The 19,019-nt window shown below is 60.7% G+C and carries 19 protein-coding genes; 8 read left to right on the top strand and 11 right to left on the bottom strand.

What is annotated here, in order from left to right; genetic code table 11:
• Window positions 1-34: 34 nt before the first annotated feature.
• Together J0909_RS13185 and J0909_RS13180 are read left to right on the top strand one after the other, a co-directional pair.
• The gene (locus tag J0909_RS13185) at window positions 35-775 is read left to right on the top strand and encodes an RsmE family RNA methyltransferase (protein ID WP_207263511.1); all 741 of its coding nucleotides are present in this window, start codon (window positions 35-37) and stop codon (window positions 773-775) included.
• Window positions 772-1,995: a replication-associated recombination protein A gene (locus J0909_RS13180; RefSeq protein WP_207263509.1), complete on the top strand. Its 1,224-nt coding sequence runs from the start codon at window positions 772-774 to the stop codon at window positions 1,993-1,995. Before J0909_RS13185 ends, J0909_RS13180 begins: the two co-directional genes overlap by 4 nt.
• 67 nt (window positions 1,996-2,062) lie before the next feature.
• On the opposite strand, the gene J0909_RS13175 is transcribed toward J0909_RS13180, so the two are convergent.
• Complete coding sequence (locus tag J0909_RS13175) at window positions 2,063-3,334, bottom strand: CgeB family protein (RefSeq protein WP_207263507.1); 1,272 nt, start codon at window positions 3,332-3,334, stop codon at window positions 2,063-2,065.
• Between the two features lie 5 nt (window positions 3,335-3,339).
• A complete protein-coding gene (locus J0909_RS13170; protein ID WP_207263505.1) occupies window positions 3,340-4,590 on the bottom strand; it encodes a glycosyltransferase family 9 protein in 1,251 nt (416 codons plus the stop codon).
• A 103-nt stretch (window positions 4,591-4,693) separates the two neighbouring features.
• Here J0909_RS13170 and J0909_RS13165 point away from each other — a divergent pair, with 103 nt between their 5' ends.
• From J0909_RS13165 to J0909_RS13140, 6 genes are all read left to right on the top strand, one after another.
• Window positions 4,694-5,371: a precorrin-2 dehydrogenase/sirohydrochlorin ferrochelatase family protein gene (locus J0909_RS13165; RefSeq protein WP_207263503.1), complete on the top strand. Its 678-nt coding sequence runs from the start codon at window positions 4,694-4,696 to the stop codon at window positions 5,369-5,371.
• A complete protein-coding gene (locus J0909_RS13160; RefSeq protein ID WP_207263501.1) occupies window positions 5,358-6,170 on the top strand; it encodes a cytochrome C assembly family protein in 813 nt (270 codons plus the stop codon). The genes J0909_RS13165 and J0909_RS13160 overlap by 14 nt, the downstream gene beginning before the upstream one ends.
• Window positions 6,167-7,537: a glutamyl-tRNA reductase gene (hemA, locus tag J0909_RS13155; RefSeq protein WP_207263499.1), complete on the top strand. Its 1,371-nt coding sequence runs from the start codon at window positions 6,167-6,169 to the stop codon at window positions 7,535-7,537. The genes J0909_RS13160 and hemA overlap by 4 nt, the downstream gene beginning before the upstream one ends.
• Complete coding sequence (locus J0909_RS13150; RefSeq protein ID WP_207263497.1) at window positions 7,537-7,884, top strand: hypothetical protein; 348 nt, start codon at window positions 7,537-7,539, stop codon at window positions 7,882-7,884. The genes hemA and J0909_RS13150 overlap by 1 nt, the downstream gene beginning before the upstream one ends.
• Window position 7,885: 1 nt before the next feature.
• The gene (tilS, locus tag J0909_RS13145; protein ID WP_207263495.1) at window positions 7,886-8,896 is read left to right on the top strand and encodes a tRNA lysidine(34) synthetase TilS; all 1,011 of its coding nucleotides are present in this window, start codon (window positions 7,886-7,888) and stop codon (window positions 8,894-8,896) included.
• Window positions 8,897-8,991: 95 nt separating this feature from the next.
• Window positions 8,992-9,657 (top strand): adenylate kinase, encoded by a 666-nt coding sequence (locus J0909_RS13140; protein ID WP_207263493.1) that lies wholly within the window; start codon window positions 8,992-8,994, stop codon window positions 9,655-9,657.
• A 95-nt stretch (window positions 9,658-9,752) separates the two neighbouring features.
• Here J0909_RS13140 and J0909_RS13135 read toward each other — a convergent pair whose 3' ends face one another.
• From J0909_RS13135 to J0909_RS13095, 9 genes are all read right to left on the bottom strand, one after another.
• Window positions 9,753-10,367, bottom strand: coding sequence for a class I SAM-dependent methyltransferase (locus J0909_RS13135; RefSeq protein ID WP_207263491.1), 615 nt, complete (start codon window positions 10,365-10,367; stop codon window positions 9,753-9,755).
• A gap of 134 nt (window positions 10,368-10,501) precedes the next feature.
• Window positions 10,502-11,566, bottom strand: a complete 1,065-nt coding sequence (secF, locus tag J0909_RS13130; protein ID WP_207263489.1) for a protein translocase subunit SecF — start codon at window positions 11,564-11,566, stop codon at window positions 10,502-10,504.
• Window positions 11,567-11,576: 10 nt separating this feature from the next.
• Entirely contained in the window at window positions 11,577-13,172 is a 1,596-nt protein-coding gene (gene secD, locus J0909_RS13125; protein ID WP_207263487.1) for a protein translocase subunit SecD, read from the bottom strand.
• A gap of 129 nt (window positions 13,173-13,301) precedes the next feature.
• Window positions 13,302-13,667: a preprotein translocase subunit YajC gene (gene yajC / locus J0909_RS13120; protein ID WP_207263485.1), complete on the bottom strand. Its 366-nt coding sequence runs from the start codon at window positions 13,665-13,667 to the stop codon at window positions 13,302-13,304.
• 42 nt (window positions 13,668-13,709) lie between these two features.
• Window positions 13,710-14,471 carry a GltB/FmdC/FwdC-like GXGXG domain-containing protein gene (locus J0909_RS13115; protein ID WP_207263483.1) on the bottom strand — a complete coding sequence of 254 codons (762 nt, stop codon included), beginning with the start codon at window positions 14,469-14,471 and terminating at the stop codon, window positions 13,710-13,712.
• Window positions 14,472-15,569: a class II glutamine amidotransferase gene (locus J0909_RS13110; protein WP_207263481.1), complete on the bottom strand. Its 1,098-nt coding sequence runs from the start codon at window positions 15,567-15,569 to the stop codon at window positions 14,472-14,474. It lies immediately after the preceding gene.
• Window positions 15,570-15,580: 11 nt separating this feature from the next.
• On the bottom strand, window positions 15,581-16,867 hold the full coding sequence (locus J0909_RS13105) for an NAD(P)/FAD-dependent oxidoreductase (RefSeq protein WP_207263478.1): 1,287 nt from the start codon (window positions 16,865-16,867) through the stop codon (window positions 15,581-15,583).
• Window positions 16,868-16,876: 9 nt separating this feature from the next.
• Window positions 16,877-17,323 (bottom strand): 4Fe-4S dicluster domain-containing protein, encoded by a 447-nt coding sequence (locus tag J0909_RS13100; protein ID WP_207263476.1) that lies wholly within the window; start codon window positions 17,321-17,323, stop codon window positions 16,877-16,879.
• A gap of 12 nt (window positions 17,324-17,335) precedes the next feature.
• Window positions 17,336-18,865, bottom strand: a complete 1,530-nt coding sequence (locus J0909_RS13095; RefSeq protein WP_207263474.1) for a glutamate synthase-related protein — start codon at window positions 18,863-18,865, stop codon at window positions 17,336-17,338.
• Window positions 18,866-19,019 lie beyond the last annotated feature (154 nt).

Below are 19,019 nucleotides of genomic sequence, written 5' to 3'. Positions count from 1 at the left end.
GGCTCGCCTCCGGCCTTTTTTTTCGGATTTGCCCATGGCGCGATTGAACACTTTTTTTCTGCCCCCGGAACAATGGCCCGCCGCCATCGGCGACGATGTCGTTCTAAGCGGTCCCGAGGCTCGGCACATGGGCACTATCCTGCGCACGGAGACGGCGCAGACTGTCCGGCTCTTCGACGGGCAGGGGCGCGATGGGCTGTTCACGGTGCGCGCCATCGCCCGGAACCGGGCGGATCTTGTAGCCGTGGAATTGGCGGAACACCGGGAACCCGAAGGCGGCCTGACCCTGGCCATTGGTTGGGGCAAGTCCAAGCGGCGGGATTATCTTCTCGAAAAAACCGTGGAGTTGCAGGGGCGCGGAATCCTCTTCTGGCAGGCCGTGCGCAGCCAGGGAGCCCTCCCCGACGATCCCAAATCGACCTGGACCGAAAAGTTCGTCCAGGCGGCCAAGCAATGCGGGGCCGTCCGACTACCTTCGTTGGACACCGTTTCCGGCGGCGTGGACGGGCTCGTTTCCCTGGCCGGGAAATTTGACCGTCGTTATCTGGCTTGGGAGGCCGAAACGGCCACAACCTCCCTTTCGCCCGACATGCTTTCCAAGGGGGACACTCTTGTAGTAATCGGGCCCGAAGGCGGCTTTGATGCCATGGAAGCGGACAAGCTGCTCAAGGCCGGGTTCGTTCCGGTGACCCTCGGCCCCTCCATTCTGCGCTGGGAGACCGCCGCCGTGTATTGCTTGAGTCTCGCCATGTTTGGCGCACAGGATCAGTCATGAAACTTGAAATTGAAGAAAGCCAACCGCTTGCCGACAGAATTCGTCCCGTTACCATGGACGATTTCGTGGGCCAAGGGCACATCCGCAACCGGATCGAGGCCTTTGCCCAGTCCAAGCGTATGCCCAGTCTTCTGCTTTTCGGCCCGCCGGGCTGCGGCAAGTCCACCCTGGCCTTGCTGCTGGCCCAGTTGACGGGCAAAAAGTACCTGCGCGTCAGCGCGCCCGAGGCGGGCCTCGCCGCTCTGCGCAAGCTCCTGCCCGGCCAGGAAGTTCTCATTCTTGACGAGCTGCATCGTTTTTCCAAGGCTCAACAGGACTTTTTCCTGCCCATCCTGGAAAGCGGCGAGATCATCCTGCTGGCCACCACCACGGAGAATCCCTCTTTCAGCGTCACCCGGCAACTCCTGTCCCGGTTGCATGTTCTGCGGTTACGCCAACTCAGCCGCGAGGAGCTGATGGGCGTATCCCATCGCGGCGCCAAGGAACTCGGCGTGGAACTGGAGGAGGAAAGCCACCGAATGCTCGCGGCCATGGCCGGTGGTGATGCACGGACTTTGTTGAATTTATTGGAATACACTGCCGAATTGCCCAAGGAGAAGCGCTGCCCGGAATGCTTGCGCGAATCCCTTCCGGAAATCGTAGTCCGGGGAGATCGCGACGGGGATTCGCATTATGAGCTGGTCTCCGCCATGATCAAATCCATCCGGGGGTCGGACCCGGATGCGGCCCTCTACTACCTGGCCTGCCTTTTGGAAAGCGGCGAGGACCCGCGCTTCATTACCCGACGGCTGATCATCTCGGCCTCGGAGGACATAGGGCTCGGTGATCCCTTCGCCCTGAATCAGGCCATGGCTTGTCATCAGGCCGTGGAGGCCATCGGCATGCCCGAGGGGTTCATCCCCATGGCCCAGACCGCCGTGTATCTCGCCCTGGCCCCCAAAAGCAATTCCACCTATGCTGCCTATCGCACGGCCCAGAAGGAGGTCCGCGAGAACGGTCCCAAGCCGGTACCGCTGCACCTGCGCAACGCCACCAGCTCCCTGCAACGCGAATGGGGGTATGGCCGGGGCTATCTCTACCCGCATAATTTCCCCCGGGGCTGGGCGGACCAGGACTACCTGCCGAGCGAACTGACGGGACGCAAGTTTTACCATGCCAAGGATCAGGGCGAGGAATCCCGGCTCAACGCATGGTTGCGTCAGTTCAAGAAACAACGATAGTTTTTTCAAATAAAAAGCCGGGTTGGAAATTCACCCGGCTTTTCCTTCATGGAGAGCTTGAACTTCCTCAAGCTTGTTTGCGATATAGTTTCCGCCATTCATCCAAGAAGAGAACGGCCGTGTCCAGGTCATCCAGCCTGCCCCGCTGCTGCCGGACCGCCCAGACCAGGTCTTCGAAGGACACGTCCCCAGGCAGGCCGAGCCGACCCAGGAGGGCATGGATGTCCGCCTGAAGTTCCGCCGGATAATCCTCGGCAAAGATCGGGGAGTCTTCGTGCCGTTTGGGCCAGCCAGGGATGCGTTCGGCGGTGAACGCAAGGAGCGTGCGCATGCGTTGCGCATAGGTGTGGTCGGCAAGCACCCGCGCCCGCGCCCGGTCGGCGAAGGCTTGCCGTTCCTCGGTGCGCGAGGAGAAATACGCGATTTTTTCGACAAGCTCCTCCATGGATGCAAAGGTCGCCAATTCATCTTCCGCAAAGGCTTCGCCCATGAGGCCGCGTCGGTCCACCAACTGGAACGCCCCGCAGGCGGCCAACTCGAAGGTGCGCGGGTTGACGAAGTCGCCCAAGGTGACCAACTCGTCGGCCTGGATCGAGGAATGGAGATTGAGATTGATCTTGGTGGCGTTGAATATTTTCACGCATTCTTCAGGAGTTACGCGTGCTCCCTTGAGTTGGACCAGTGGTTCCAGCACGTGGTCGCCTTCCCACTCCGTGCCCCATATCTTGAAATCGGAATTGATCAGCTCTCGGAAGGCCTTGCGTCGGTTGGGGTAACCCGCGCCCATGAACGAAATCTCGGAGCCGAACTTGCGCCGTTCCACCGAGCTCAACTCTACGGGCTTGTGGAAGTCGGGCTGGGCGGCCAAGGGGAGATATAGGGCATTGGACTGGCCGATGGCCTCAAGATTTTCGAAAAACGTTCCTTTCTGGATCACGGCAAAGACATCGTACAGGGGCGCGAATGCTTTCCAATAGGTGAACAGGTCGTGATCCTCCACAAACCACATGGCCGTGGTCACTCCATCGCGTCTGAGCCGCTTCAGGGCCTGTTGGGTCAACGGGGCCTGGGCCATGGCCAAAACCAGGTCCGGTTCGAAGGTTTCAACCTTGGCCAGGATGGATTGGGCGATCACGTTCAGAAAGGAATTCTGTAAATAATCCAATCGATCCGTGGTCACCTTGAGGTCGTTCAGGGCGTTGTAGGCCGAGTAGAACTCCGGGGCCTCGAAAACCTCGGTCAGATGCCCTTCCTGGCGCAGGGCCGAGGCCGCGTACCGGCCGATGGGCAGGGAGCCGCCATACAGCGGCAGGATGACGAGAATACGCAACGTGTTCATGAAAGCTATCCTTGTGCCTTGCAGGGCTTGTCCGCGGTCATCCAGTCCTTTTCCCGGTACAGTTGGCGGGCAAAGGCCGATTCCATTTCATCGAAGCGCGGTTGTCCGCCGCGCAGATGGTGCAAAAGGAAATTACGTAGCACGGCCCTTTGCCGTGCGTCCGTATCGATTCCGGCAAAGGGCGCATAGGTCTGGCCCAGATCGTCGAATTCCGAACGTAGGGCCAGGACGCCTTCCGGGGCGTGCTCGGTCTTGCCCGTGACCAGAAATCGTCGGAACCCCGGGGCCGCGAAGCCGTCCAGGCATTTGACGTCTTCCGGGCAGGGCGCGGTCTCCAGGCATGGCAGGCAATCGGTCACGGCCTGGTAGACCGTGTGGCCGAGCCCGTAGGGGCCAGTTTCGAAGCACCATGCCGAGGACAGGAAAAAAGCGGCCACGGGCGTGCCCAGGTGGGCGGCCAGGTGCATGGTCCCGGTGTCCGGGGTGATCAGCAAATCCAGGGTGTTGACGGTTTCCACAAGCTGGGCCCAGTCGGTTTGTCCGGCCAGGTTCCGGGTCGCGGATTGCAAGTTCGCGGGCAATTCCTTGAACACGGCCTGCCCTGCCGCGCGTTCGGCCAGTCCGCCGAGAAGCGTTATGGACCGGGCCTTGCGCGCCCCGGCCAGGGTGGCGGTAATCCCGGCCAGCAACGGCGCGGGTAGGGAACGCCGGGATTCGCGTCCGGCCAGGACTACGCCGATGCCGCCGCCCTTGGGCGCCGCCTCGGGGTTGACCTGTTTCGGCGGGAGCATGTCCGGGCAGTATGCGCCCCAGAAGTCCACCAGGTTCATGCCCAGTCGGCGGAACCCGGACCAGCGCATGGCCATGGCAGGCCAAGGGCCGGTGATTTCCTGGCCGCTGCGCCAGGCGTACCCCGCCACCCGTTCCGGGTCGAACAGGGCGGCCAGGCGAAAGTTCAGGCCGGAAAAATTGAGGTTGTAGACGGACGTGAAGTCGATGGCCGCCAATTCGGCAAAGGCGCGCCGGTTGTCCACGAGCATCTTGAGCGCCGCCGCATGGGAATCCAGCCCCGTGCCATGGGCCGTGATCGGATGCAGGATGACGTCGGGATAGACCAGTCGCGCCAGGGGGGCCAGGGAGACGTCCAGGCACAGGTGGACGGCGCTTTCCGGGCGGGCCGCAAGGGTCGCCAACAGCCGCTTGGTCTGGATGAGGTCCCCGAATCGGGCCAGTTGTATGACGAGGTAATTTTTCATGTTGTGTCGCGCGTGTCAAAACCCTAGCGTAATTCCAGTGATTCTTGCAAGAACCGAGCAATTTCTCATTTTACTTGTTTGCGCGCATTGGTTATCAAGACCCATGCGATATTATCCCATCTTCGTGAACTTGGAAAACAAGGGTTGTCTGGTGGTCGGCGCGGGCGAGGTCGGCAAGCGCAAGATCCAGTCCCTGATTGATTCCGGGGCCGGTAGCGTGACCATCATCGATACCCGCGAGGCGGACCCGGACATGGCTCCCCTCCTGGCGCTGCCCAATGTGAGATTCCTTTGCCGCGAGTTTGCGGACGACGACCTGGACGGCCAGTTTCTGGTCATCGCCTGCACCTCGTCCGAAGACGTCAACTGGCGCATCAGCAACCTGTGCCGCGACCGGGGCGTTTTGTGCAACATCGTGGACCAGCCCGAGAAATGCAGCTTCATCGTGCCCGCCACGGTCAAGCGCGGGGACCTGACCGTGGCCATTTCCACGGCGGGCCGCAGCCCGGCCATGGCCAAACGCATTCGCAAGGAATTGCAGGAAAGTTTCGGTGACGAGTACGCCGGTCTCCTGGCTGCCATGGGACGCATTCGACCGCTCATGCTCTCCCTCGGCTCGACCACCGCCGATAATACTATGGTCTTCCGGACCCTGGTCAACTCCGCCCTGCTCGACGCCTTCAAAACGCGCGACCTTGACGCGGCCACGGAAATTCTTAAAGAATCGTTGCCCGAACCGTTGCACGACAACATCCCGGAGTTGCTTGATGGGCTTGTTTGAAACGCTTCATATCGTGATCATCGCGCTCTACGCGCTCGGCACCGTGCTGTTTCTGACCTCCGTGTTCACGGAAAACGACAGGCTCAAGCGTACCGCCATCTGGCTGGCCGTCTTGGGCTTCACCTTCAACACCGTGGACCTGGGACTGACCTTGAGCCGTGACCCTGCGGCCCTGAGCGGCGGCACCTTTTATTTCAACATCATCGGCTGGTGTGCCCTGGCCCTGTATTTCTTCCTGTGGTGGCGGCTGCGCCTGGAATACCTGGCCATCACCGCCCTGCCCTTCGCCCTGCTGCTCTTCGTGGCTTCCCTGGCCCTGGGCGGTATTCGAGTGATCATGCCCCCACAGTTGACCGCCCTGTTCTTCGGCCTGCACATCGGCTCCCTGGTCCTGACGCTGGGCGCGCTGATCATGGCCTTTGGCGCGGGAGTGGCCTTTCTCTACTACAACCGCAAGCTCAAGACCAAGGAAGGGCTGAAGGCCATGGGGCAGAGCATTCCGTCCCTGGACAAGTTCGACACAGTCAATCGTTGGGCCGTGCTTATCGGCTTCCCGCTCTACACCCTGGGCCTCTTTTCCACCTTCAGTTGGTACCTGATCGCGCCGTTCAAGCCGTTCGCCTGGGATATCATGAAGATCGGCTCCCTGGCGGTCTGGTTCCTCTTCGCCTTTCTCTTCCACCAGCGTGTGGTGCTCGGCTGGCGTGGACGCAAGCCCGCCATCCTGGCCCTTTGGGTCTTTGCCGGGATGTGCGTTTCCCTCATTCACCACACCATCACCTTCAAGGCCATGCCATGAACAAGCAGATAATCCTCATAGGTCTCAACCACCGCACTGCGGGCGTGGATGTGCGCGAAAAATTCGCCCTGACCGACATCGAGAATTTCGAACAGGGCCTCATGGCCCACTGTCCCGTGCAGGAATGTCTGGCGCTGTCCACCTGCAACCGGGTGGAAATCGTGGCCGTGGCCAAGAAGATTCCCGTGCCCGCGGTCATGGACGCCGTTGCCGAGTATTGGGCCATGGCCTGCGGCGGCTCCGTCGAATTGCTCACGGAGAATATCTACCGGTACGCGGACTTGGAAGCGGTCCGGCACATTTTCTCCGTGGCCTCGTCCTTGGACTCCATGGTCATGGGCGAGCCGCAGATTCTCGGCCAGCTCAAGGACGCCTACCGTTCCGCCGTGGACAAGGGCACGGCCAAGACCATCGTCAACCGCCTGCTGCACAAGTCTTTTTCCGTGGCCAAGCGTATCCGCACCGAGACGGCCATCGCCTCCAGCGCGGTGTCCATCAGTTACGCCGCCGTGGAACTGGCGCGTAAGATCTTCGGCGACCTCAAGCCCACCAGGGCTATGCTTGTCGGTGCGGGCGAGATGGCCGAACTGGCCGCCACGCACCTGCTCCGCAACGGCGTCAAAGAGATCATCATCGCCAACCGGACCCTGTCCCGGGCCAAGGAGCTGGCCGAGAGCCTGGGTGGCGAACCGATCCAGATCGAAGCCATGCCGGACCGGCTGCACGAGGTGGATATCGTCATTTCCTCCACCGGATCGCCCGTGGCCGTGATCAAGGCCAAGGACGTCAAGGCCGTGCTGCGCAAACGCAAGAACAAGCCCATGTTCTTCATCGACATCGCCGTGCCGCGCGACATCGACCCGGACGTCAACGCCCTGGACAACGTCTATCTCTACGACATCGACGACCTCAAGGAAGTGGTGGACGAGAACATGGCCCAGCGCCAGGGCGAAGCCACCAAGGCCCGAGCCGTGGTAGATCTTGAGACCGAAACATTTGGCAACTGGCTTAATTCCCTGAATATTCAGCCGACCATTGTGGATTTGGTCGGCAAATCCGAGGATGTGGCCATGCGCGAGTTGGCCAAGACGCTCAAAAAGATCGGCCCGGTGGACGAGCGGACCCACAACGCCCTGGAACGGCTGGTCCTGTCCATCGCTCACAAATCCCTGCACGAGCCCATCTGTTTCCTCAAGCGGCGCACTCAGGAAGAAGGGTCCGCCGAACGATTCATCGACCTGGCCCGGCGCATATTCAACCTGGACGAGGAATCCGTGCCGAAAAACGCGCATCTGGACCGCAAGTCGGCCACCTGCGCGCCCGAGGACATCGAGCAGTACATCGAAGTATCGAAAAAGGAACAATAATGCGCACCTATCTTGTAGACGACCTGACCGACAAGGATTACCAAACCGTCATCAACGCCTTTGACGAACTCGGTTTGAGCGGCTCCATCGAGGGCATCTACTATCTGCCCCTGCCCGAGGACCTGCTTCAGCCCGAACAAAAGGAGCACCTTGCCGAATGCGGCCCCTACTTCATGGCTCTGGAGGCCGTGGAATCTCCCGACCGGAATAGTCTGCGCATGGAATTGCTCGTCCGCGCGCGCAACAAGATCCGCTGTTCCTGCGTGTCCTACGCCACTTCCCCCCAGCGCCGGCACATGATCGAATATCTCGACCAGTTCATTGAGGAGCTGGAAGTCTCGGTATAGCATGCCCGCCCTGCCCGCCGACATTCCGCAAACCCTGCAGGACCTTCTGCCCAAATGGGCGCATTTCTGCCTCTACGCGGGCCGTTTCGTCGAAGAGGAACTGAGAATCGACCTGACCGGACGCCGCGTTCTGGTGGGGCTTTCCGGCGGCGTGGACTCCACCTGCCTGCTGTTGCTTCTGCACTATCTCTCCCAACGGGGTGACTTTACCGTGGGGGCCGTGCATCTGGACCACGGGTTGCGTCCGGAATCCGGCGGAGATGCCGCCTTTGCCCGCTCCCTGTGCGAACGGCTCGGCATCGACTGCACGGTCGAGTCCCGCGACGTGGCCCGTTTGGCCGAAGAGCGCGGCCTGGGGATCGAGGAGGCCGGGCGCGAAGCCCGCTACAAGCTCTATGCGCAATTGCGTGAATCCGGCGGATGGGACTTTGTCGCCCTGGGCCACCAGTTGGACGATCTGAGCGAGGACGTGCTCATGCGGCTGATCCGCGGCACAGGTTGGCCCGGCCTGTCCGGCATGGCCGGATACGACCCCGGACGCGCTTTGGTCCGCCCCCTGCTGCTCCTGCCCAAATCCACGCTCGCGGCCTTTGTGAGCAGCCTGGGGATCGTCTGGCGCGAAGATGCGTCCAACGCCGACCCGGCCATGACCCGCAATCGTGTCCGCAACGAAATTTTGCCGCTCATCGAAAAGGAAAATCCGGCCTTTTGGCAGTCCGTGGCCAGGCTGTGGCGCATTGGCCGCGTGGAGCGGGATTTTTGGGCCGAACTTGAATCCGGGGCTTGTGAAATCCTGGATAATTCCCGTCTTGAAGCCCTGCACAAAGCCCAGCGGTTGCATCTCTACAAGGCCTGTCTGGACCGTCTCGGAAGCGGCCAGGCCCTGGCCGATACCCTCTTCAAACTCGACAGCGCCTGGCAGGAACGCCGCGTAGGAGCGGACTTCCAGTTCCCCGGCCGAAAGACCGCGCGCATCGCCGCATCGGGCGTGGTTTTCACCGCCAAGCATTGACTTCCGGGTCTCCCCGGTATAAGAGCATGTGATCTTTTGCACAATGTATCGGAATGGCCAGTCGGCATTTCGCTTTTCTATCATCAGGAGGAATTATGAATATTCTGATTTTCGGCCCCAACGGCTCCGGTAAAGGCACCCAGGGCGACATCGCCAAGGACAAGTACAAACTGGACCACATTGAGTCCGGCGCCATCTTCCGCAAGCACATCGGCGGCGGCACCGAACTGGGCATGAAGGCCAAGGAATACATCAACAAGGGCGAATTGGTTCCTGATGATATCACCATCCCCATGGTTCTGGACGTGCTGTCCAATTCCAAAAACGGCTGGCTCCTGGACGGCTTCCCCCGCTCCCTGGTGCAGGGCGAAAAACTTTGGGAAGCCCTGCAGAAGGACGGCGTGAATCTCGATTACGTCATCGAGATCAAGCTGCCCCGCGAGATCGCCAAAGCCCGCATCATGGGGCGTCGCCTCTGTGCCAACAATCCGAACCATCCCAACAACGTCGGCATCCCGGCCATCGCCCCTGACGGCGACAAGTGCCGCGTCTGCGGCGGCGCCCTGTCCGCCCGCGAGGATGACCAGGACGAGGCCGCCATCAACAAGCGCCACGACATCTACTATGACGACAAAACCGGCACCATGGCCGCCTGCAACTACTTCAAGAATCTCAAGGACGCCAATTTCAAGTACGTTGAACTTGACGGCGAAAAGTCCATCAACGAGATCAAGGAATACCTCATCAGCCAGCTTGCCTAAGTCTGGCCGCATGACAATGAAAAGCCCCTTTGGCCTTGCGCCGAAGGGGCTTTTTTCTGGGGCTGAGTAAAGGAAACCGGGGCTTAGTGGAAGCTTCAGATCCTTTTCCGTGCCAGGAGAATGGTTGCGAAACCGCATTCAGGGTCTTCCACAACGAAATCCATAATCTCGAAATCCAGGCCGTCCAGTACGGTTTGGTATTCTTCCGGCGACAAGCTGGCATGATAGACGTCTTCTCCGGCGATGTGCCCGCTACACTCCCCCTCTTCCGGGCCGACGGTGAGCATCATCACTCCGCCTGGGGTGAGGTGACGGGCAAAGAGAGGAAGCACCGCCCGTTGTTCCTCGCGAGTCAAATGAAAGAAGCTGTGCCAACCCAGCAGGCCGTCGAATTCTCGTCCCAGGTCCAGGTTACGCATGTCGGCCAGGTGCCAATGTTGTTCCGGAAAGCGCCGCTTGACCAGCCTGATCATGGCTTGCGCGTAATCCACGCCGGTCAGCTCGTATCCTTTCTCGATGAAATATCGCGCGATCGGCTCGCCCGTCCCGCAACCGACATCCAGGATGGAAGCGTTTTCAGACAGCAAGCCCTCGAATTTTTCCAGCCAGCTCCGTTCGAACAACGTCTTGATTCGGTCCTGGTCGAATTGCGAGGCATTGCGCTCGTATACACCGTGGGTCCCGTGGGCTGTGTTCTTTAAATCTTTCATCTGTGTTTCTCCGTCCCATGAAGTAAACCGATATGTTCGCAGCCGCAATGGAAGCCATGGCTAACGCCTCGACGGAACAAAAAAAGAGGAGGACCGTGCGGCCCTCCTCTTTTGATTTGCGTATGACGCGCCGGTTAGGCTTCGGCTTCCGCCTCCGGATGTTCGCTGGGGCCGAATCCGTAGAGGACGGGGCTGGCCACGAAGATGGAGGAATAGGTACCCACGGTGATGCCGATGAGCAGCGCCAGGGCGAAGTCGTGGATGACCGAGCCGCCCATGACAAACAGGCAGAGCACGACGAGAAGCGTGGTGGCCGAGGTCATGATGGTGCGCGACAGGGTTTGGTTGACGGACAGGTTGATGATGCTGCCAAAGGACATCTTGCCCTGTTTGGCGATGGTGTTTTCGCGGATGCGGTCAAAGACGATGATGGTGTCGTTGAGCGAATAACCGACGATGGTCAACAACGCGGCGATGATGGTCAGGTCAAATTCCTTGTTCATGATGGAGAACAGGCCGACCGTGATGATCACGTCGTGTATGAGGGCCGCCACCGCGCCCAGGGCGTAGTTGAGTTTAAGGTACCAGCACAGGCCGACCGTGATGACCAGGGCGACCAGGATGAGCCACCCCATGTCCAGGCCGAGCAGGCCGATGCCGTACACGCCGCCCGCCAGGCCAGCGGCCATGACCGCGGCTGCGGTCCAGCGCTGTTCGAAGCGCCCGGAGATGTACACGGCGATGAGCAGGACCGCGTAGAACAGGGCCTCAAGGGCTTGGGAGCGGAGGTCCGCACCGACCTTGGGGCCGACCATTTCCAGCCGCTGAATTTCGAAGCTCGTGCCGAGATTATCGCTCAGGGCCGTGTTGATCTTGGCCCGGACCTCTTCGGAGGATATGGCCGAGGAGGAGGTGCGGATCAGGTATTCGTGGTCTCCCTCAAGGCCGAGGGACTGGACAATCAGGCCGGGCAGCTTGAGTTCGTCCACGGCGTCCTTGATGGCGTTTACATCGGTGGCCTTGTCGATCTTCACCTGGACGATCATGCCGCCCGCGAAGTCGATGCCGTATTTGGGGCCGCCCTTGATCAGCAGCGAGCCCAGGCCGGCCAGGATGAGGATCGCCGACAGAATGAAGGCGACTTTCCTGATGCCGATGAAGTCAAGATTAGTATTGGGTTTAATTATTTGAAGTCCCATTATCGTCCCCCTAGACGCTCAGCTTGGCGTTGTCGGCGCGGTTTTTCAGGTACAGGTCGAACAGGATGCGCGACACGAAGATGGCGGTGAACATGGAGGTGATGATACCGAGCGTCAGCGTGACGGCGAAGCCGCGGATGGGGCCGGTACCGAACTGGTACAGGATGATGGCCGCAATGACCGTGGTCACGTTGGCGTCGAGGATGGTCAGGGTGGCCCTGCCATATCCTTCCGCCACGGACTGTTTGGCGGACAGGCCGCGCCTGAGTTCCTCGCGGATGCGCTCGTAGATGATGACGTTGGCGTCAACGGCCATACCAATGGTCAGGATGATGCCCGCTATGCCCGGCAGGGTCAGGGTCGCGCCGAACGCGGCCAGGCCGCCCATGATGAGCATGATGTTCAGGAGAAGGACGATGTCGGCCACCACGCCGCCGAAGCCGTAGTAGACAACCATGCAGAGGAGAACGAGGGCCATGCCCACCATGGCGGACATGACGCCGCTGTCGATGGACTCCTGCCCCAGGGACGGGCCCACGGAGCGCTGTTCGAGGATCGTCACGGGCGCGGGCAGGGAACCGGCGCGAAGCACGACCGCCAGGTCGCGGGCTTCTTCTCGGGTGAAGTTGCCGGTGATGGAAGCCTTGCCGCCCGAGATGCGTTCCCGGATTACCGGTGCAGAATAGACCTTGCCGTCCAGGACGATGGCCATGCGCTTGTTGACGTTTTCGGCGGTCAGATCGGTAAAGATCTTGGCTCCGCGCGCATTGAAAGTCAGTGCGACATAGGCGTTGTTCCACTGGTCCAGGCGGACCTGGGCATCGGACACGTATTCGCCGGTCAGGACCGCGTCCCTTTTGAGGACAATGGGCGATTCGGCATAAGAGCCGTTGGCTTGACGGTGCAGGAGCACGGACATTTCGCGACCGGGGGCCAGGATGCCCTGCTGGGCTTTTTTCAGATCGGCGGAATCGTCAACCATCTTGAATTCGAGGTGCGCGGTCTGGCCGATGATCTTGATGGCCCGTTCGGGGTCTTCCAAGCCGGGCAGTTGGACCTGGATGCGATTGTCCTGCTGCTTGCGGATATCCGGCTCGGCCACGCCGAATTGGTCGATCCTGTTGCGGATGGTCTTGATGGCCTGGTCCATGGTCAGCTTTTCGATCTCGCTACGGTACTTGGGCGGTACGGACAAGACATACTTGACCTTGTCGCCGTCGAGCGGCGTGGCCTGTTCGATGGCGAATGGGGTGTAATCCTTAATGACGCTTTCGAACGCGTCCTTCTGCTCGGCCTTGATCAGCGTGACCGTGATGGCGCTCTCGTTCAGGACGGTCGGGCGCAGGATATAGACGTCCTGCTCGCGGGCGGACGCCTTGAGGTCGTCGCCGAGGCGGGCCAGGTTGTTGTCCATGGCCGTCTTCATGTCCACGCCGAGGGTCAGATAGATGCCGCCCTTGAGGTCGAGGCCGAGGTTGATCCCATTGCCCGGCAGGATATTGCCGAGGGACGAATCCTTGACGCCGGGCAGGGACGGCAGCATGAATGCCAGCCCCAGGAGCACGACTAAGAGAGCGATGGCGGCTCTCAAACGCAAACTTTGCATGAAATCTCCCTGTAATACAAACTAGTTGCTACCCACCTGAGAGAATCGGCGACAAACGCAAGCGCGGATCGGGCCACCTTACGGGTGTGGTCCGATCCGCACGGAAGTCTCAGGTACTGGCGCAAGAACCTACTTCTTCTTTTTGTCCGTTGCGGGCACCGCGCCGCCGTCCTTGTCGGCGACAAAGCCGCGCTTGATGACGACGTGGACGCCGGAAGCGATCTCGATGGTCATATTGTCGCCATCGATATCGGTAATGGTTCCGAGGATGCCGCCATTGGTCCAGACCTTGTCACCCTTCTTGAGAGCGTCGAGCATGGCCCGATGGGCCTTTTGCTTCTTCTGCTGCGGACGAATGAGCAGGAAGTAGAAGATGGCGAACATCAGGATCAGCATGGGCAGCGGGCCGCCCAGGATGCCGCCGAGGCCGCCTGCGGCGCCACCATCGCCGCCCGCGGGCGGAGCCATGGCGTAGGCTACGGAATCGAAGAACATTGGTTCCTCCAGAGGTAATGAGTGTTGTATCTTCCCCGCCGTCTAGCAAGGGACGTACAGGTTACCGTACGGCCTGTGCGAAAACGGACGAATTTTCACGAAGTTCTCGCTTAAAATCGCCTTGCTGTCCAGCTTCAATTCCTTGGCGTATTCATTGACCAGACCTTCAATGACGTTGAGGTCGTCGGCGTCCACGGGGGTGGCCGTAAGTCCGGGACCAAGCTGGTCTTCGGGAACGGGGCCGCGGACATAGATCACGCCACCATGCATGCCCGTTCCAAGACTTCGTCCCGCAACGGGCGCATCAGGCTTATCAGAAAACATACCCAAGAGCAAAATAATTCCACCGGCCATGTATTCACCGAGGAAGTCGCCCGCCTTGCCGCCGACTACGATCCTGGGCTGGTGTTCGAGGTAGGCCTTCATGTGGATGCCAACGCGGTATCCCACGTCGCCCTTGATGAAGATTTCGCCCCCGCGCATGGCGTAACCGATGACGTCGCCCGCCATGCCCTCGATGATGATCCGGCCGTTGTCCATGGTGTTGCCCACGCCGTCCTGGGCGTTGTTGTGCACCCGGATGTGCGGGCCGCGCATGAACGCGCCCAGGTCCTGGCCGGGAACTCCGTAGATGTCGAAGTTGAAATCGCCGTCGAGCGCGGTGGCCAGGTAACGCTGGCCGTTGCATTCCTTGATGGTGAAGTCAGTCACGCCTTCCCTGACCAGGGCTCGAATCTCTTCGTTGAACTGCCTGTAGTATGTCCGCCCTGCCGTGAGGGTCTTCTGTTTTCTCTTGGCTGCCATCTAATCCTCCAGATCCACGATGACGGGTTCGCCCGCCTTGGGCATCCAGACTCGGTCCAGTTCGGGACAAACGTCACGCACGGCCGATTCCTCGCTCGACATGAAGACCATGTCGTCCTTTTCGGCCACCAGCAGAGGCCGGAGCTTGATGCGATCGTTGAGGCCCATGAGCCGGGTGTTGTCGGCCACCAGAATGGCGAAGGGACCGTTGAGCATGGCCGGGCCGTAAGTGGCGCGCAAGGTGGTGTAAAGTTCCCTGTCCTCCGCATCCATGTGCTTGATCTCGTCCCAGAACGGCGGGGCGAAGACCTTGGCGGCCAGTTCCCAGGACAGGCCGTGCTTGCGAATAAGCATGTCCAACTCGTAGGCCACGACTTCGGTGTCGGTCATCATGGTGCAGAGATAGTCGTGTTCGCACAGGTAACGGCGGTTGATTCCGTAAGAGGATATCTCGCCGTTATGTACGATGGACCAGTTCAGGATGGTGAACGGATGCGCCCCGCCCCACCAGCCCGGGGTGTTGGTCGGAAAGCGGTTGTGGCCGGTCCAGATGTAGGCGCTGTATTCCTCCAGGCGGAAGAAGTCGGCGATGTCCTCGGGAAAGCCCACGCCCTTGAAGGCGCCCATATTTTTGCCCGAAGAAACCACAAAGGCCCCGCCCACGGTGGTGTTGATCTTCATGACCACGGCCACCACGTAATCCTCTTCCGGCAATTCGCGGAACTCGTTTTCCGGTTTTTCGGGCACGGTCACGAAATAGCGGTTGAACTTGGGAGGGCGCGGGATGGCCAGGGTCCGCCGGGTGGGAATGGGTTCGTAGAAATGCAGGTCGAAGTACTGCTTGATCATTTCCTCGGAGCCCTTGATGGCCGCGTCGTCGTCGCACATCATGTGGAAGCAGTATTTTTCGGCGTGTTCGGGATAGATGCCGTAGGCCGCGAAGCCGCCGCCCAGGCCGTTGCCCCGGTCATGCATGCAGGTCATGGCCTGGATGGGAATGTCGCCCGGGATCAGGCCCCGCTTCTTGTTGATGACGCCGAATATCCCGCAGCCGGAGATATCCTTCTGGAAATCGTAATATCTTTCAGGTGCTTTCATTGCCTAATCCTTTAATCGGGCTCGACTACGCCGGGGTTCCAGGTTTCCTTGAAGAAATCGTCCGGCCACATGAGCACGTCGGGCGCTCCGGCCAGGATTTGCTTCTTGGCGTCCTCGGGCACGGCCAACTGGAACTTGACGAAGGCGGTGTACATGCCCGCCATGTCAATGTCGCCCACCAGCACGTAGCCGACCAGACGGTCGTTGTGGAAGACGAGCTTACGGTAGCTTTTCTTCTTTTCGTCCAGGGAGACGGCCACATCGTAGGTGTCGTCGCCCTCGGGCGGATTGACCGTGCCCACGGAGATGGTCGGCAGGCCGTAGAAGGAAATGGAGTTCATGGACAGGGAGCCGGTGAACGGAGTGGCTTTGCCCGCCATGTTCTTGCCCGCGCAGAACCCCTGGTTGTAGGCGTTGGTCCAGATGGGGATGACGCGGTCCTCGCCGAACAGGAGGTCCTTGGCCTGGGCCACGTCGCCCGCCGCGAACACGCCGTCCGCGCCGGTGCGCATGTGCTCGTCCACCTTGATGCCCCGGTCCACGGCGATCCCGGCTTCCTTGGCCAGGTTGTAGTTGGGCACCACGCCGATGGCGATGACCACCACGTCGCATTGCAGGAAATCGCCGTCGGTCAGATGCACTCCCTTGAGGTTGCCCTCCTGATCGCGTTGGATCTCCTTGGCGGACACGCCGCAACGCACGTTCAGGCCGACCTCGGCCAGGCGGGAGCTCGCCAGAGAGGCCGCGTTTTCGTCAAAGGCCAGACTCAGGATGCGCGGCGAAAGCTCCAGGATGGTCACGTCCACACCCCGGTCGAACAGGGACTCGCCGGCCTTCAGCCCGATGAGCCCGCCGCCGATGACCACCGCCCGCTTTATCTCCTTGGCCTTGGAGATGAGCGTATGGGCGTGGGCCAAGTTGGTAAAGTTGTACACGTCGGCGCCGTCGGAGCCCGGAATGGGCGGGGTGAACGGAATGCCGCCGGTAGCGATAAGCAGGTTTTCGAATTCCACGGTGTCGCCCTTGTCCGTGGTCACGGTCTTGGCCCCGGCGTCGATGGCCGTGACCTTGGTGCCGAGCATCAGGGAGACATTGCTTTTCTCGTAGAATTCCCGGGGTCGAAGCGCAAGGCGGTCCGGGCCGATCTTGCCCGCCAGCAGGTAGGAAATGAGCGGGCGGCCGTAAGCCGGGGCGTCCTCGGCCCCGATGATCAGGATCTCGTTTTCAGTATCGACCTTGCGGATGCCCTCGATGGCTCCGATGGAGGCGATGCCGTTGCCGATGATGACATATTTCATGGTCGCTCCCTATCTTTCCTCGAATTTCAGGGCCTGGTTCGGGCACGCGGCCACGCAGGCCGGTCCGCCCTCGCGCCCTTCGCACAGGTCGCACTTGACGATCTTGTTCTCGGTCGGGTGCCGCTTTATGGCTCCGTAAGGACAGGCCATCAGGCAAGACCAGCAGCCCACGCATTTGTCGCGATCATAGACGGTGCGGCCCGTCTCCGGGTCCTTATGCAGGCCGCCGGAGATGCAGGCGGCCACACAGGACGGTTCGTCGCAATGACGGCAGGAGATGGCTACGCAGATGTCGCCCTTTTCAAAGACCTTTTTGCAGGCGGTCAGTCCGTCCTTGGTCCGTTCCTCGCGAAAGGCGATGATCGCGTCCTTGGATCTGGAGTGGGCGGTGATGCAGGCCACTTCGCAGAGGTGGCAGCCGATACAGTATTCCTTGTCCGGATAGACTCTCTTCATGACGTCCTCCGCTTAACGCCCGGCATGCTTGATGCCGAGGATGTCGAGTTCGGTGTCGGAAAGGCCGACGCCCCTGAGCTTGTCACGGTTGCCGCGCAGGGACTCGATGGAGTTGAGCCCCATGCCGCCGAGCATCTCCTCGATCTCGTGCCCCCAGGCACGGATCAGGTTGGCCAGCTTCCTGGCCGCGATGTCCGGGTTTTGGCGCTTGGACAGCTTGGGGTCGTTGGTGGCGATACCCCATGGGCATTTGCCGGTGTAGCAGCGGCCGCAGATGGTGCAGCCCACGGCGATGAGTGTGGCCGTGCCGATATACACGGCGTCCGCGCCCAGCGCGATGGCCTTGATGACGTCGCCGGAACAGCGGATGCCGCCAGCCGCCACCACCGAGACCTTGTTGCGGATGCCCTCGTCGCGCAGCCTCTGATCCACTTGGGCCAGGGCCAGCTCAATGGGGATGCCCACGTTGTCGCGGATCATGGCCGGGGCCGCGCCCGTGCCGCCGCGCATGCCGTCGATGGTGATGATGTCGGCACCCGCCCGGGCGATGCCCGAGGCGATGGCGGCGACATTGTGCACGGCCGCGATCTTTACCGAGACCGGGGCCTTGTATTCCGAGGCTTCCTTCAGGGCGTAGATGAGCTGAAGCAGATCCTCGATGGAGTAGATGTCATGGTGCGGGGCCGGGGAGATGGCGTCGGACCCGATGGGGATCATGCGGGTCTCGGAAACCTTGTCGTTGACCTTGCCGCCGGGCAGGTGCCCGCCGATGCCGGGCTTGGCGCCCTGCCCCACCTTGATTTCAATGGCCGCGCCCGCCCGGAGGTAGTCACGGTGCACGCCGAAGCGCCCCGAGGCCACCTGGACGATGGTGTGCTCGCCGTATTTATATAAGGTCTTGTGCAGGCCGCCTTCGCCGGTGTTGTAATAGGTTCCGCACTCGGTGGCCGCACGGGCCATGGCCCGGTGGAGATTGAAGTTGATGGCCCCAAAGCTCATGGCCGCGAACATGATCGGCACGTCCAGTTCGAGCTGCGGGGTCAGTTTGGTTTTGAGGGTCGTCCTGCCGGTCTTCCGGTCCGTTTCTATCTCCACTTTGCGCGGCTTGGCGCCCAGGAAAGTCTTCAGCTCCATGGGCTCGCGTAAGGGGTCGATGGACGGGTTGGTCACCTGGCTGGCATCAAGCAGCATGCGGTCCCAGTAGACCGGGATATCCACCGGGGAACCCATGCCCGCCAGGAGTACGCCGCCGGTGTCCGCCTGTTTGTAGATGTTTTGCAGGAACACAGGACGCCACAGGCTGTTCGTCCTGAAATCCGACGGCTTCTTGATGATGTTCAGGGCCGCGGTGGGGCACAGGGCCTCGCAACGGTGACAGCCGATGCACTTGGAATTGTCGTGCATGACTTTTTGCCGGGCTTCATCCCAATAGTGAGCCTCGTATGAACACTGGCGGACGCAGACCTTGCAGTTAATGCACAGCTCCGGGTCCCGTTGAATACAGAACTCATGGTAATTCTTGTTGATGGGCTGAAAAAGCAAGACAGGTATCCTCTCTCGTTAGTTGCCAAAAAAGTCATCTTGCGGACAGACCGCTCGGAGCATGTCTCCGAAACTTTCACAATTCAGGCAATAATACCGAATAGCAAAGGGGAGTCACCAAAACACATCACTCCATTCCCTGTCAAGGATAGTT

It is taken from the genome of Desulfovibrio sp. Huiquan2017 (genome assembly GCF_017351175.1).
In the GTDB taxonomy this organism is placed as follows: Bacteria; Desulfobacterota; Desulfovibrionia; order Desulfovibrionales; family Desulfovibrionaceae; genus Pseudodesulfovibrio.
Note: the sequence above shows the minus strand (reverse complement) of the source record. Positions and strands in the feature narration are given on the sequence as shown.